The following is a 14,681-nucleotide window of genomic DNA, read 5'->3' as shown; positions in this document are numbered from 1 at the left end:
CTTCCCGATGTGCCAATGCGCGTCCGTCCAAGAGCGATTTGCCAGCCGAAGGTCGCCCCTCACACCCGGTCGGAGGTCGGCAGAATGCGTCGATCAAGACGAAAGGTCTTGTCTGATCGAACCATGGCGTTGCGCGCGTCAGGTCGCAGCACCCGCACGATCGCCTGTGCGGTCGTCTGCCGGAGCGTAACCGCCTATGGCCGCCCCAGGACAAAGGGCGGCCATAGCGGATCCTGAAGATCCGCGGCTTCGGCAGAGGGGAGAGCGCCGAAGCCGAACACCCAGCTGCGGCAGGCTGGGCAGGCCGCCCTTCAGGGCATCGGGGCGGCGGTGAAGCCAATCGTAACGCCTCGCCGCATCCAGTGTCACTGTACCTTGGTATGGGGTGCACTACACCAGCAGGCAATTTCGGAGCGCCGGCCGCTGGCTTAGGTTGATCATCAATGGACAGGCCGACAACACGGCTTGCCGTTCCTCGAAGGTCTCAAGGAGAACCCCATGGACACGACAGCCGCGCAAAAGCTTCGACGCCACGACCTTTCAACCCCCACCGATCTCGGGTCAGATGCCGCTCGCGACATCTCGGCAGCTTTGTCTGCCCTGCTGGCGGACGTCTTCGTATTGTACCTGAAGACAAAGAATTTCCACTGGCACATGTCCGGCCCGAACTTCCGCGATTATCACCTGCTTTTGGATGAGCAGGGTGCCGAGCTTTTTGCGATGACCGATGCGATTGCCGAACGGGCCCGCAAGATCGGCGGCTCGACGCTTCGCTCCATCGGTCACATCGCCCGCACGCAGCGGCTGCTCGACAACGATGCCGCCTTCGTGACGCCGGACGACATGCTCGCCGAACTGCGCGACGACAATCGGCAGCTCGCGGCCATCATGCGCCAGGTTCACGAACTCGCCTCGAGCGCCGGTGACGTCGCTACGACGAGTGTTCTGGAAAACTGGATCGATGAGACGGAACGCCGCCACTGGTTCCTCTTCGAGATCACCCGCCGCTCCCACTGATCCCACACATTGCCGAAGGGAACCCGCCATGGACCCACACCATTTCCTCATCTCCCGAAGACAGGCGCTTGTCGCCGGCGCAGCACTGTCTGCTGCGTCTGCCATGCCCTCTTTTGCCGCCAGCCCAACCAGCCAATCACACAAGGAAGGAAGTTTTCCCATGACACACAGCTTCGTCGAAACCAAAGACGGCGTGCAGATTTTCTACAAGGACTGGGGTCCGAAGGAGGCCCAGCCGATCGTTTTCCATCATGGCTGGCCGCTGTCGTCCGACGACTGGGACGCGCAGATGCTGTTCTTCGTTCAGAAGGGTTTTCGAGTCGTTGCCCATGACCGCCGCGGCCATGGACGTTCGTCGCAGGTGAGCGAAGGTCACGATATGGACCATTACGCCGCCGACGCCTTTGCTGTTGTTGAGCATCTGAACCTGCGCAACGCCGTGCATATCGGCCATTCCACCGGTGGCGGCGAAGTGGCCCGCTACGTGGCGAAGTTCGGCGAACCGGCCGGTCGCGTGGCCAAGGCCGTGCTCGTGGCTGCCGTGCCGCCGCTGATGCTGAAGACCGCCTCCAATCCGGGCGGCCTGCCGCTGGAAGTGTTCGACGGTTTCCGGTCGGCGCTTGCCGCCAATCGCGCGCAGTTCTTTCACGACGTGCCGGCCGGCCCGTTCTATGGTTTCAACCGGGATGGCGCCAAGGTCTATCCGGCCGTGGTCGAAAACTGGTGGCGCCAGGGCATGATGGGCAGCGCCAAGGCCCATTACGATGGCATCAAGGCCTTCTCCGAAACCGACCAGACGGAAGACCTGAAGGCAATCACCGTGCCGACGCTGGTGATGCATGGCGATGACGACCAGATCGTCCCGATCGCCGACTCTGCCGAACTCTCCGTCAAGCTGCTGAAGAACGGCACGCTGAAGGTCTACAAGGGGTATCCGCACGGCATGCTGACCACCCATGCCGACGTGATCAACCCGGATCTCCTGGCCTTCATCAAGGGCTGATCGAGCCGCTTAAAGGTTCGACGCCACAACGCACCTCCGCCCGATCCGCCTCGGGCGGAGGTGCGCATGTTCCAATTCAGGCCTGCCGTCAGAACGTTTTGATGGCGGCGTTGACCCTGTCTCGCCACGCCCGCGTTTCCACAAGGCGCGGCGGGAAAAGTCCGGGGATGGCGAAGAAGCTCGCCGACGGATCGTCATCATGCATTGCGGCGGCGGCCTGCAGAACCTCCTCCCGGCGCGGATCGTCGCAGTCGCCGCGACGCCGGACAGCCGCAATCCAGACACCGACCGCATAAGCCGTGGCGCTGGCATCCTGTCCCTTCGACAGCGCGTCCAGTGCCGGCGAGAGCAGGCGTTGCGGAAGCTTCTGTGTGGTATCGAGAGAGATCTGGATATTGCGATGGGCAATCGTCGGATTGGCAAATCGCGCCAGAAGCTGATCGATATAGGCAGGCAGATCGATGCCCGGCACCGGGTCCAGCGTTGCAACAACCTCTTCCATATGCGCCCGCGCCTTCGCTGCAAGGTGCGGAACGGCCATTACGTCGCGGATATAGTCCAGGCCATGGAGGATACCGAGATGGGCGAGAAGCGTGTGCGTGCCGTTGAGCAGGCGCAGCTTCATTTTTTCGTAGGGCTCGACATCATCGGCAAAGATGGCGCCGCCCGCTTCCCATTTTGGCCGACCGTCCACGAAATCATCTTCGATCACCCATTGGAGGAAGGGTTCGGTGTCGAGCGCCAGGCGATCTTCGACCCCGAGCAACCGCAGCGCCCGCTTGCGCGTTTCGTCGGTTGCTGCTGGCACGATGCGATCGACCATGGAACACGGAAAGGCGCCGTGCTCGGACACCCAAGCGGCAAGGCCGGGGTCGCGCCGTTCCGCCATCTCCAGAACCAGTCGTCGGACGACCTTGCCGTTCGAAGGCAGATTGTCGCAGCAGAGCACGGTGAAGGGTTTCACGCCGGCCTTCCGCCGGCGCGACAGTCCCTCGACGATGAGACCAAGCACACCGGAGGGGGCATCGGACGTCCTGAGGTCGGCCGCAACGGCCGGATGGGCAAGATCGAGCCCGCCCGTTGCCGGGTCCAATCCGTAGGCTTTTTCCGACACCGTCATGGTGACGATGCGGATCTCGGGTCGGGCGAGGTAATCGAGAACACGCTCACGCTCCGACGCAGCGCAGATCCAGTCGACGGTCGCGCCGATCACCTCCGACTGGTCGCCTTCATGGCTGCGGATGGTGACGGAATAGAGACCGTCCTGGTTCTGAAGAGCCTCTACCGGCTCTGCGGACCGCAGATTCACCGCTACGATGCCCCAGGGGCCGAAGGCGTCTTGCAGGGCGCGTTGTGTGTAGACCGCCTGATGGGCGCGGTGGAAGGCCCCGAGCCCGAAATGCAGGATGCCGGGCTTCAAGGCGGCGCGATCATATCCCGGCTGGCGCACCGTTTGCGGGAGCTGGACGCTGTTCGACAGATGCGACGTCATCAGACCCCCAATCCAAAACGGGCATGGGTGAGCGCGCGCTCGATGCCGCGCAGTTCGGCCAGCCCCTTCAGGCGACCGATCGCCGGATAGCCGGGCTGAGCGCCGCGCGACAGGTCATCGAGGATTTCCTGGCCGTGATCCGGTCGCATGGGGATCCGATGATCCTCGCGCCCTTCCGCCCGGCGTCTGGCTTCTTCAGAAACCAGCGCGGCGATCACCGCGACCATGTCCGTCGTACCCTCCAGATGTTCGTCCTCGAAGAAGGAGCAGGGCACGGTATCGGTGTCGCGGGTGACGTTGCGCAGGTGGACGAAATGGATGCGATTGGCAAAACGGGTGGCGATGAAGGGCAGGTCGTTGTCGGGGCGGGCACCGAGCGAACCGGTGCAGAGCGTCACGCCGTTCGCGCGGGAATCGACCTGACGCAGCATGTGGGCATAGTCTTCTTCCGTGGAGAGAATGCGCGGCAGGCCGAGCAAAGGCCAGGGCGGATCGTCGCCATGCGCGCAGATATTGATGCCGACCTCCTCGGCGACCGGCGTGACTTCCGACAGGAAGTCAACGAGGTTCTGCTGCAGCCGGCTCCGGTCAATGCCCTGATAGGTCCTGAGCTTGTCCAGCAGTTGGGCAAGCGTATAGCCATCCGCCGAGCCTGGGAGGCCAGCACCGATATTTTTGCCCAGCGCCGCGATCTTGGCGTCGTTCATGGAGGAAAAGCGCCGGGCCGCGTCCTCTCGCAAGGTTTCCGGATAATCCTCCGCCGCGTTCGGGCGCTTCAGGATATGCAGGTCGAAGGCGACGAATTCGACGAGATCGAACCGCATCGCCTTGGCGCCATGGCGGATCTCCCAGCGTAGGTCGGTGCGGGTCCAGTCGAGCACCGGCATGAAATTGTAGCAGACGGTGCGGATGCCGGAGGCGGAGAGGCGACGCAGCGTTTCCTGCCAGTTGGCGATGTGCCGCCGCCAGTCGCCTGTCTGTGTCTTGATGTCCTCCGACACGGGAACGCTTTCCACCACGTCCCAGACAAGCCCGCCGGACCTGATCGCATCGTGCCGCCGGGCGATCTCGTCTTCCGGCCAGACCTCGCCGGTCGCAATGTGATGCAGCGCGCTGACAATGCCCTCGGCGCCCGCCTGGGCGGCATCGCGCACGCTCACCTTGTCGATCGGCCCGAACCAGCGCCAGGTATGTCTCATGGAATATCCTCGGAAAAATGTCTTACGACTGGAACGTCAGTTGCACCTTGCAGGCGGCCGTTCGGTCACCGGCCTGCTCGAAGGCATCCACCGCCTGTTCGAGCGGAAAGGTGTGGGAAATGATCGGCCGCACGTCGATGCCGCGGGTCGAGATCAGGCGGACCGCCTGGGCGAACTCGTCATGAAAACGCTGCGAACCGCGCCAGACGATTTCCTTGGCGACAAGGGCATTCAGCGCAATCGTCATGTCTCCCGTCACACCGACCTGCACGATGGTGCCGCGCGGCCGGATCGCCGCAAAGACCGAGCGCAGGGCAGGGCCTGCCGCCGAGCAATCGAAGGCGACGTCGAAGGTGCCCTTGTTCTCCTGGAACGGCGCAAGACCGTCTGGGTTGGTGGCGACATTGATGGTCTGTGTCGCACCCATGGCGGGCGCGCGGGCGAGCGCCGCATCCGTCAGATCCGTCACGACGATCTCGCCCGCCCCGGCATGGCGGGCGGCGGCAACGACGAGCAGGCCGATCGGGCCTGCTCCGGTGACGAGCACGGAGCGTCCCGTGAGGTCACCCGCCTGTGCGACGGCATGCAGGCAGACCGCCAGCGGTTCGGCACAGGCGGCTTCGCCGGGCGAGACAGCGCCACCCACCGCGTGGCACTGAATGGCCGGCACGATGAAGCGGTCGCGGAACATGCCGTTTTCGTGCGGCAGGCGCATGGCGGAGCCCATGAAGCGCATGTTGAGGCAGTGGATGGGCTGCCCGATGTCACAGAACCGGCAGTGACCGCAGGGCTGAGACGGATTGACGGCGACCAGTTGCCCGACAGCCAGCCCGTCCACGCCTTCGCCCAGCGCCGCGACGAAACCCGATGCCTCGTGGCCGGCAATGATCGGCTCGCGGACCCGGACCGGCCCAAACCCACCATCCTGATAATAGTGGAGATCGGATCCGCAAATGCCGCCGGCGGCCATGGCCAGCAGCACCTCGCCGGGGCCGGGCGGGGCATAGTCGGCCTCTTCGACCTTCAGGTCCCGTTGTGCGTAGAGACGAGCGACACGCGTCTTCATTCGTTTGTGCCTTTCTCTCAAGAGTTTAGCGGATCAGACCGAGTTGTGTCGGAAGCCAAAGCGTGATGGCCGGCACGAAGGTGATCAGCCCAAGGGCGATAAAGAGCGGGATCATCCAGGGCAGGATTGCCAGCGTCGTCCGCTCGACCGAGAGCTTGGCAATGCGCGAGAGGACGAACAGGACCATGCCGACCGGCGGCGTCAGCAGACCGATCATCAGGTTCAGCGTGATGATGAGGCCGAGATGCACCGGATCGATGCCGTAACGTGCAGCCACTGGCAGCAGGATCGGCACAAGAATGCTGATCGCTGCGATCGTGTCCAGAAAGGCGCCGACAACGAGCAGCAGGAGATTGACGATGATCAGGAAGGTCCACCAGTTGTCGGTGAGGCCGAACATGAAATCGGAGAATAGCTGCGCCGCCTGGCTGACTGTCAGAAGCCAGGCAAAGATGGAGGCTGCCGTCACGATGAACAGTACGGATGCCGTTGTCTCGATCGTATCAAAGGAGGCTTTCGCGAGCGTCCTCAGCGTCATGGTGCGGTAGCGCACCAGACCGAGAAAGAGCGACCAGAGGACAGCCGCGACCGCGGCTTCCGTCGGCGTGAACCAGCCCATCGTCATGCCGCCGATCAGAAGCACCGGTGTCATCAGCGCCATGACGGCGGAGAAGTCGAAATACCAGTCCAGCGCCACGAGGATCGCAAGGCCGATCAGGACGGCCACATTGACCGAGAGACCGGCGAGGATCAGGAGATAGATCGCGGCCGGGAAGGCGAGCACGATGAGGATCTCGAGCGAGGCTCCCAACAACTGCTTGAGTTCGAAGGGCGTGTCCGAACCCCAGCCCTTGCGTTTGGCAAAGACATAGACCGTCAACATCATCAGCGCCGTCATCACGACGCCCGGAATAATGCCGGCCATGAACAGGGCGCCAATCGAGGCATTGGCCATCATGCCGTAGATGACGAAGGGGAGTGACGGCGGAAAGATCGGCCCGAGCGTGGCGGAGGCCGCGGTGACGCCAACGGCCGCCTCGACCGGATAACCGTGATCCTTCATCGCCTTGATCTCGATGGTGCCGATGCCCGCCGCATCGGCAAGCGCCGTGCCGGACATGCCGGAAAAGACCACCGACCCGATGATGTTGACCTGTGCGAGACCACCCTTCATCCAGCCGACGAGCGCCAGCGCAAAACGATAGATGCGGCCGGTGACGCCGGCGATGTTCATCAGGTTGCCGGCCAGGATGAAGAAGGGCACGGCAATCAGCGGAAAGCTCTCGACGCCGGCGATCATGCGCTGTGCGGCGATGATATCGGGCGCCACGCCATAGATCACCAGATAAAGAAGCGATGCGACCGCCATGGACACCGCAACCGGCGTGCCGATGATCAAAAGCAGGATGAAGGAACCGATCAGCAGCAACATCGATCAAATTCCCCCTGCATGAATGTCATCTTCAGCCTGTTCGCGGATCGTGCGCGATCCGGTCAGGTCCTTAATCAGATTGTGGACGGAGCGCAGGAACATCAGCGCGAAGGCGGCAAAGACGGTGTAGAAGACAAAACCGCGCGGCAGGTCGACGGTGACCATGCGTTCCTCTCCGACAATCTCCAGGTAACGCCACATCAGCCAGGTGATGTAGGCGAAGAAGGCAATGCCGACTGTATCGACCAGAAGCTGCAGCGGGCGCACAAGGTGTGGCGGCAGGAAACGGTAGATGAGATCCACCTGGATGTGGCGCATGGTGCGCACGCACATGACCGAGCCCAGGAAGACGACGATGACCAGGCAGTTGGCGGCAATCTCTTCCGTCCAGGCGAAGCTGTCATTCAGCACGTAGCGGGTGAAGAACTGCAGGAAGACAGAGAGGCCCATACCCCAGAAGACAAGCAGGGTAACCCAGTCTTCGACTGCGTAAGAGGAGAGATCGACCGGCGCTGCAGCTTCCTCGAAGGCATGCGCCATCTCCTCCACACTGATCGGCGCGTGCGGATGCTCCGTCATGGATCGGCTCCATCATGGTTTGATTTTAGACGTGTCAGACCCCGGCGCCACGAAGGACGCCGGGGCGAAGATGATCACTTGATGGCGCGGATGGCTTCCCAATCGGCTTTTTCGTAGCCGAAATCCTCGAGCTTGACCTTCTCGATGACGGTCTTTTCGAAGTCGGCCTTGTTGACCTCCGTCACCGTGATGCCCTTTTTCTTGAACTCATCGACCAGTGCCTTTTCGCGGGCTTCGATGGTCTTTGTCGTGCGTGCGGCGGCTTCCAGCATCACGTCGCTGAAGATCTTTTTGTCTTCGTCGGAGAGGCTCGCCCAGCGGCTTTTGGAAACGACCGTGTTCAGATGGTCGACGATATGGCCGGTGAGGACGATGTTCTTCTGAACCTCGTAGAACTTCTTGGCTTCAATCGTCGTCAGCGGGTTTTCCTGGGCTTCCACCGTGCCGTTCTGCAACGCGAGATAGACCTCGGCAAAGGCGATCGGCGTGGTGTTGGCACCACAGGCGCGTGGCATGGCGAGATAGGCCGGCACGTCCGGCACGCGCATCTTCAGGCCCGCCATGTCGGCGCACTTGGCGATCGGCCGGTTCGAGGTGGTGTGCCGGGTCCCGTAATAGCTGACCGCGGTGATGTGGTTGCCGGTCTTTTCTTCGTAACCCTTGGCGAGCTTCTTGAAGACATCGCTCTTCGTATAGGCCAGCAGATGGCTTGGGTCACGGAACGTGTAGGGGTAATAGGTCACGCCGATCGGCTTGTGGTCACGCGCGGCAAAGCTCGAACCGGAAATGATGATGTCGACCGTGCCAAGCTTCAGGCCCTGGTTGATGTCGGCTTCCTTGCCGAGCTGCGAGGCCGGGAAGACGTCGATCTTGTAACGGCCATTGGTGCGTTTGGCGATCTCTTCGGAGGCCCAGACGGAATCCGTGTGGAAAGGCTCCGATGTTTCGTAGACATGCGCCCATTTGAGGACGGTCTGCGCCTGTGCAGACAGCGCGGATAGTGCCACGACAGCAGCTGCGCTCAAAAGTGTTGCCAGTCTTAGTTTCATTGTATCCTCCCAGGTGAAACTGAACTGATGGAAGACGGTCCCGCGGCGCGGTCCGTCAGTCTTCCCGGCTTGGCTCCTCCCCGAAGCTTTCCGAGAATCTCTTCTGTGCCAGCGTCAGATGCCGCCGCATCGCCTCGCGGGCACCGGCTGGATCGCCGGCTGCGATGGCGTCCCGGATCACGCGATGCTCCTCCAACGCGAGTTTCCAGGTGTGCGGGCCTTCGAAGTAGCTGGCCAGTTTCGTGAAATAGGGCGACATCCGCGTGTCGTAGATGAGGCCCGTAAAATGCTTGAGCGCCGAATTGCCGATGATATCGGCAATTGCGGTGTGAAAATCGCGGTCGCAAGCAAGCGCCACGGCCGGATCATCGAGCGATGCCGCCATGCGATCCAGGATCGCATCGATCCGGACCAGGCTTGCGGGTTTCACCAGGCGCGCCGCTTCCTCGGCAATGCCGCTTTCGATGAGACAGCGGGCCTGCAGGATTTCCAGTGGACCTTCGCCATCGGTATCCGGACGCACGGTCGATGCGAGCGCCGGCCGGCTGCTGATATAGACGCCTGAGCCCATGCGGATCTGGATATGGCCTTCCACCTCCAGAACGATGAGAGCCTCCCGCACGGTGGGGCGCGACACGGCGAAGCGTTCCGCCAGTTCCCGCTCGGGCGGCAGTCGCGAGCCGGCCTTCAGCTCTCCCGCTTCGATCAGCGCACGTATCTGTTCCGCGACCTGCCGATAGAGGCGGCGCGGCTCCAACGCGACGAACATAGAAATCCTCCCCGGACACCTCTCCCGTGATGTCCATGTGGTCAGATTGTCTGACCAATTTCTACTATGGGTTAATTTTTCGTCGTGTCAAGCGGAAGCCAAAGTGAGCGGCTGTCATTCACCGGGCATGGCATGTGTTCCCGATTGCGGGTCTGCCGGCTGTCGGATGCCGAGGCGCTCGCCCAAAGCCGCAAAGGCCGCCGCGCTTGCCGGATCAAGCAGCACGCCGTTCTGATCCCGTGCCCGAGCGACGGCCCATTCCCGATCGCCGGGCGCCATCACCGTGCCACCTTCCCGGGGCCGAGAGGCGCGTAGCCGTTCGAGGTAGCGCGTCATGCCCTCATCGAACGTTTTGCGGTCGATGAAGGCATCCGGCTTGATCGCCAAAACGAAAGCGCCCAACTCCCGAGGTGTGGAAAAATCCGGTCCGCCCATCGGGGCGATATCGAAGGACAGCCGCATGCCGGTGAGAACGGCGCTGAAGATTTCAGCGACACCCGCCAGAGCCGCGCCCTTGAAACCGAAGGCGGCGCCGACCGGAGCCAGCATCTCCGTCAGGTTGGCGTCCGTCGTGTCGACGCCATCCGCGTTTGATGCGACGGCATCCGGAAGCGGCAGGCCGAGGCTGCGGTAGAGCAGCACGCGGTTGAACGGCACGGCGCTGGTGGCCATGTCGAGAAGCCAGGGATCGTCACCCGTGGCCGGAACCCCGACGGCGATCGGATTGGTGCCGTGAAAGCGTTCAGCACCGTCATGCAACCGAACGAAACTGTCCGAATTGCAGAAGGTGAGGCCGATAAAGCCCTGCCGTGCGGCCTCCAGCGAATAGGCGCCGGCGGGCCCGAAGTGGGAGGTGTTGCGGATGGCAACCGCGCCAAGGCCGAACTGTCCTGCAAGGCTGACCGCATGGTCCATCCCGGTATAGGCCGAAAGCGCGCCATGGGCATGATCAGCATCGAGCGTCATGACCGCGCCAAATGCCGCTTGCGCCCGCAAGTTGGGTGTCCGGTTGATCCGTCCGCCTTCGAGCGCCTGAACATAATGGGGAAGCAGTCGAATTCCGTGGCTGTCCACGCCATAGCGCGTGCCGTGCATCATGGCGCGCGTTGCCGCGTCAGCGGTCGCCGCGTCGGCTCCGATCGCCCGCAGGATCTCGCGGGAAAACCGGGTCAACTCGGTCAGCGAAACGCGGACCGATGTATCCATCACAGTCACCGCGAACGCTCCTCCCTGATCGCTTTCGCAAAATGTCTACTGCATACACTAGACGTTATCTTCCTGACGTGCAATCCCTGAAGTCTGTCCGGAGGAAACCGACCGATGCAGGCGACCTTGCCCGTCACAGCAGCAAAATTGTATCGACGCGCCTGCGATATGCTGGCGCGCGAGATCCGCAGCGGCTTTGTTGCGGCAGGAACGCGGCTGACGGAGACGGCCGTCGCCGAGCGTTTTGGCATCAGCCGGGCCCCGGCGCGCCAGGCGCTGGCGGAGCTTGAAGAGCTTGGTTTTGTGCAGAAGGCGGACGGGCGAGGCTACCGTGTCCGAGCCGTATCTGCAGAGCAGGACCTCGCACTCGCCCCGCTTGACGAGCCGGTCCAAGGGGAACTGCAGCCGCAAGCCAGCTGGGAACTCCTCTATCCCGACGTCGAGATCGAAGTGGTGTCGCGCACGGCGATCGCCAGCTGGCGGATCAACGAGGCTCTGCTTGCCCGCCATTACCATGTCAGCCGCACGGTCGCACGCGAGGTCGTTGCCCGTCTTCAGGAACGCGGCATCGTCCGCAAGGATGCGAGCGGTCGCTGGTTTGCACCGGCGCTGACGGAAAAACATATCAACGAACTTTACGAGTTGCGCTGGGTGCTGGAACCGCTGGCCCTTGAGAAGGCTGTCCCGAACGTGCCCGATGGACTGCTTGCGCGGCTGCGCCGCAACATCGAAGACGCGGTCACCGCACCGCAGGTCAGCAGCGAGCGGTTGGACCAGCTGGAGCAGGACCTGCATGTCGATCTGCTGGGCCATTGTGACAATCAGGCGCTGCTCAGGGCCGTCAGCCTGCCGCAGGCGCTGCTCGTCGCGCACCACTTTCTCTACCGCCGCACCGCGGACCTGTTTGCCAGCGAACCCTTTTTGCCGGAGCACCTGAAAATCTTCGACTGTCTGGAACGGCAAGACATCCACGGCGCCTGCGAAGCGCTGACCGAGCATCTGAAGGTGTCGCGCCATCGCGCCATGCTGCGCATTCACGCCGTCGCCCGGACCATCAAGCCGGCGGATCTGCCCTATCTGGAGCGGCTCTAGACACTGGACCGCCTGAATACACCAGGCCTGCGCATCGCCTGTCCCTCAACAAGATGCGCATCGGAGGAGGAGCCGATCATGAAGATTACCGCCGTAGACCCGTTCATCCTGCATCTGCCGCTGACGTCGGATTCGATTTCCGATTCGACGCACAGCATCACCCACTGGGGCGTCGTGGGTGCCAGGATCACCACCGCGGACGGGCTGGAGGGCTATGGTTTTACCGGCACGCATGCACATCTTGCCTCCGACCGGCTGATCACCGCCTGCATTCGCGACTGCTACACGCCGCTGCTTCTGGGTGAAGACGCCGAAGACCACCAACTCCTCTGGACGAAACTCGCGCGGCATCCGGCCCTGCAATGGGTGGGCCGCGCCGGCATCACCCATTTGGCGCTGGCGGCGGTGGATATCGCCCTCTGGGATCTCGCGGCAAAGCGGGCGGGCGTGCCGCTGTGGTCGCATCTCGGCGGCGCCCGGACGGACGCGCTCGAAGCCTACAATACCGATATCGGCTGGCTGTCTTTTTCCAAAGATGCACTGGTCGCCGGCTCGGCACGGGCGGTCGAGGAGGACGGGTTCACTCGCATCAAGATCAAGGTCGGACATGACGACCCGAACACCGATATTGCCCGCCTCGAGGCGGTCCGGGAACGGGTGGGCGACAGGATCCGCATTGCCATCGATGCCAATGGCCGCTGGGATCTACCGACCTGTAAGCGTTTCTGCGAAAGGGCGCGCGATCTCGATATCTACTGGTTCGAGGAGCCGATGTGGTATGACGATATCACAAGCCATGCGGCACTTGCCCACTCGACGGCGATCCCGGTGGCGCTCGGCGAACAGCTCTACACGATTGATGCGTTCCGCAGTTTCATCAATGCCGGCGCTGTCCACTATGTGCAGCCGGATGTGACGCGGCTCGGCGGCATCACCGAATATATCCAGGTTGCCGATCTGGCGCTTGCCAACCGACTTCCCGTCGTGCCGCATGCCGGCGAAATGAGCCAGGTGCATGTGCACTTGAGCTACTGGCACCCCGCCTCGACGATTCTCGAATATATTCCGTGGATCAAGGATCATTTTCAAGAGCCGGCCCATGTCGAAAACGGCATCTTCCGACGGCCGCAGCAGCCGGGCGCCAGCACGACACCGCTGTCCGACAGCATGGCGCGGTACGGGAAATCGATCGACTAGACGCGTTCCGGCTTTGCGAGGCGGGCGGCTTTGCCTATACCGATGAACAAGCAATGGGAGGCAGAGCATTGAGCCCATCACAGAGGCGGATCGATCATCTTGTGCTGGCCGTGCGCGACCTCGACGCGGCGGCCAGGTTTTACGAAACGCTCGGTTTTCAGGTCGGCGCGCGCAATCGCCACCCCTGGGGCACGGAAAACCGCATCGTGCAGTTCCAGTCCTCGTTTCTGGAACTGATCACGGTCGGCGATGCCGGTCTGATCCCGGAACATCGTCCCGGTCACTTCAGCTTCGGTGCCTTCGTGCGGGATTATCTGGCACGCCGGGAAGGGCTCGCCATGCTGGTCCTGGACAGCGCGGATGCGAAGGCGGATGCGGCGATGTTTGCGGCGCGCGGCATCGGGGCGTTCGAACCATTTTTCTTCGAACGCAAGGGCCGTCGCCCGGATGGCAGTGAAACACATGTGGCGTTCACGCTCGCCTTCGCGCTTGACCCCGTCGTGCCGGACGCCTCCTTTTTCGTCTGCCAGCAGCATCATCCGGACGCCTTCTGGAGCCCTGCGTTTCAGAAACATCCGAACGGCGTGGTCAATATCAGTGCCGTGACGGTGGAAGCGACGGATCCTGCAGCACATGCCGCCTTCCTGGCGGCCTTCGCCGGCGGCGGCGACGCACGGCAGATCTCGTCCTTCCCCTTGCGCAATCAGGGCCGCATCGAGGTTTCAACGCAGCCGGGGGAGGGGAGGCTTGCCGCCTTCACCGTTGCAGTCAAGGATATCGCAGGCCTCGCAACCAGGCTTCAGCATGCCGGCATCGCCCACACGGCGTCTGAAGAGGTCATCACGATTTTGGAAGACGACGGTTTCGGTGCAAGGTTGCAGTTCGAGCCGGCGTGATAGGCATCAGCTTTCCAGCCATCGCCGGCGCGATGCGGTGAGGTGGGCGTGCATGGTCGCTTGTGCTGCGAGCGGATCGCGCGCCTCCAGCGAAGCGAGGATCGCCTCGTGCTCCAGCAGCGCCTCCGACCAGGTTTGCGGCGTCTCAAACCGTCCGCGCATACGATCGGAAATAGGACTGTGGCGTTCGTCAAACAGATTGGCGACGATTTCCGCCAGCACGGAATTGCCCGCTTGTTCGGCAATTGTCAGGTGAAACAGGCGGTCCTGTTCGATCGGCTTTCGGCCTTCGGTTATTTCCCGGCGCATCGTCTCGACGATCCTGGAAAGAGCCGAGAGCGTGGCATCGGTCATCGCGGCGGCGGCCTTCGTGATGACGGCACTTTCGATTACCGCACGCGCCTGCATCAGTTCGGTCGGGCTTTCGCCCAGCGAGCGGCCAGAAGTCGACGGCTTTCCCACGGACAGGACATAGATGCCCGACCCCATGCGGATCTCGATGGTGCCGTCGATTTCCAGCGCGATCAGCGCCTCGCGCAACGAAGGCCGGGACACGCCGAGCGTCTGAGCAAGTTCCCGTTCTGGCGGCAGTCTCGATCCCGCCGGATAAGGACCACTCTGGATCAACTGGCGAACCTGGTCCGCGATCTGCTGGTAGAGGCGTTTGGGCAAAGGCATTCTGGT

14 protein-coding genes are annotated in these 14,681 nt (G+C 62.7%); 5 read left to right on the top strand and 9 right to left on the bottom strand.

Features of this window, described 5'->3' with window-relative positions; translation table 11 throughout:
* Positions 1-498 precede the first annotated feature (498 nt).
* The gene (locus OU993_RS15675; protein ID WP_268158937.1) at positions 499-1,017 is read left to right on the top strand and encodes a Dps family protein; all 519 of its coding nucleotides are present in this window, start codon (positions 499-501) and stop codon (positions 1,015-1,017) included.
* Positions 1,018-1,045: 28 nt separating this feature from the next.
* On the top strand, positions 1,046-2,020 hold the full coding sequence (locus tag OU993_RS15670) for an alpha/beta fold hydrolase (protein ID WP_268158935.1): 975 nt from the start codon (positions 1,046-1,048) through the stop codon (positions 2,018-2,020).
* Between the two features lie 88 nt (positions 2,021-2,108).
* On the opposite strand, the gene OU993_RS15665 is transcribed toward OU993_RS15670, so the two are convergent.
* From OU993_RS15665 to OU993_RS15630, 8 genes are all read right to left on the bottom strand, one after another.
* The gene (locus OU993_RS15665; RefSeq protein ID WP_268158933.1) at positions 2,109-3,512 is read right to left on the bottom strand and encodes a mannitol dehydrogenase family protein; all 1,404 of its coding nucleotides are present in this window, start codon (positions 3,510-3,512) and stop codon (positions 2,109-2,111) included.
* Positions 3,512-4,711 carry a mannonate dehydratase gene (gene uxuA, locus OU993_RS15660; protein WP_268158931.1) on the bottom strand — a complete coding sequence of 400 codons (1,200 nt, stop codon included), beginning with the start codon at positions 4,709-4,711 and terminating at the stop codon, positions 3,512-3,514. Before uxuA ends, OU993_RS15665 begins: the two co-directional genes overlap by 1 nt.
* A gap of 22 nt (positions 4,712-4,733) precedes the next feature.
* Positions 4,734-5,777, bottom strand: a complete 1,044-nt coding sequence (locus tag OU993_RS15655; RefSeq protein ID WP_268158929.1) for an L-idonate 5-dehydrogenase — start codon at positions 5,775-5,777, stop codon at positions 4,734-4,736.
* 25 nt (positions 5,778-5,802) lie between these two features.
* Complete coding sequence (locus tag OU993_RS15650) at positions 5,803-7,209, bottom strand: TRAP transporter large permease (RefSeq protein ID WP_268158928.1); 1,407 nt, start codon at positions 7,207-7,209, stop codon at positions 5,803-5,805.
* A 3-nt stretch (positions 7,210-7,212) separates the two neighbouring features.
* Positions 7,213-7,788 (bottom strand): TRAP transporter small permease, encoded by a 576-nt coding sequence (locus OU993_RS15645; protein ID WP_268158926.1) that lies wholly within the window; start codon positions 7,786-7,788, stop codon positions 7,213-7,215.
* A gap of 74 nt (positions 7,789-7,862) precedes the next feature.
* Positions 7,863-8,837: a sialic acid TRAP transporter substrate-binding protein SiaP gene (locus OU993_RS15640; RefSeq protein WP_268158924.1), complete on the bottom strand. Its 975-nt coding sequence runs from the start codon at positions 8,835-8,837 to the stop codon at positions 7,863-7,865.
* A gap of 55 nt (positions 8,838-8,892) precedes the next feature.
* Positions 8,893-9,606 (bottom strand): FadR/GntR family transcriptional regulator, encoded by a 714-nt coding sequence (locus OU993_RS15635; RefSeq protein WP_268158923.1) that lies wholly within the window; start codon positions 9,604-9,606, stop codon positions 8,893-8,895.
* A 114-nt stretch (positions 9,607-9,720) separates the two neighbouring features.
* Positions 9,721-10,812 (bottom strand): Ldh family oxidoreductase, encoded by a 1,092-nt coding sequence (locus tag OU993_RS15630; protein ID WP_268158921.1) that lies wholly within the window; start codon positions 10,810-10,812, stop codon positions 9,721-9,723.
* A gap of 114 nt (positions 10,813-10,926) precedes the next feature.
* On the opposite strand from OU993_RS15630, the gene OU993_RS15625 reads away from it, so the two are divergent.
* The 3 genes from OU993_RS15625 to OU993_RS15615 all read left to right on the top strand — a co-directional run bounded on the left by OU993_RS15625 (position 10,927) and on the right by OU993_RS15615 (position 13,997).
* Positions 10,927-11,904, top strand: coding sequence for a GntR family transcriptional regulator (locus tag OU993_RS15625; protein ID WP_268158919.1), 978 nt, complete (start codon positions 10,927-10,929; stop codon positions 11,902-11,904).
* A 78-nt stretch (positions 11,905-11,982) separates the two neighbouring features.
* Positions 11,983-13,101, top strand: a complete 1,119-nt coding sequence (locus OU993_RS15620) for a mandelate racemase/muconate lactonizing enzyme family protein (protein ID WP_268158917.1) — start codon at positions 11,983-11,985, stop codon at positions 13,099-13,101.
* 68 nt (positions 13,102-13,169) lie between these two features.
* On the top strand, positions 13,170-13,997 hold the full coding sequence (locus OU993_RS15615; protein ID WP_268158916.1) for a VOC family protein: 828 nt from the start codon (positions 13,170-13,172) through the stop codon (positions 13,995-13,997).
* Positions 13,998-14,003: 6 nt separating this feature from the next.
* Here OU993_RS15615 and OU993_RS15610 read toward each other — a convergent pair whose 3' ends face one another.
* On the bottom strand, positions 14,004-14,675 hold the full coding sequence (locus OU993_RS15610; RefSeq protein ID WP_268158914.1) for a FadR/GntR family transcriptional regulator: 672 nt from the start codon (positions 14,673-14,675) through the stop codon (positions 14,004-14,006).
* Between the last annotated feature and the right edge of the window lie 6 nt (positions 14,676-14,681).

The organism is Rhizobium sp. SL86 (assembly GCF_026672545.1).
Taxonomy (GTDB): Bacteria; Pseudomonadota; Alphaproteobacteria; order Rhizobiales; family Rhizobiaceae; genus Neorhizobium.
This window is presented reverse-complemented; position numbering and strand designations above follow the sequence as displayed.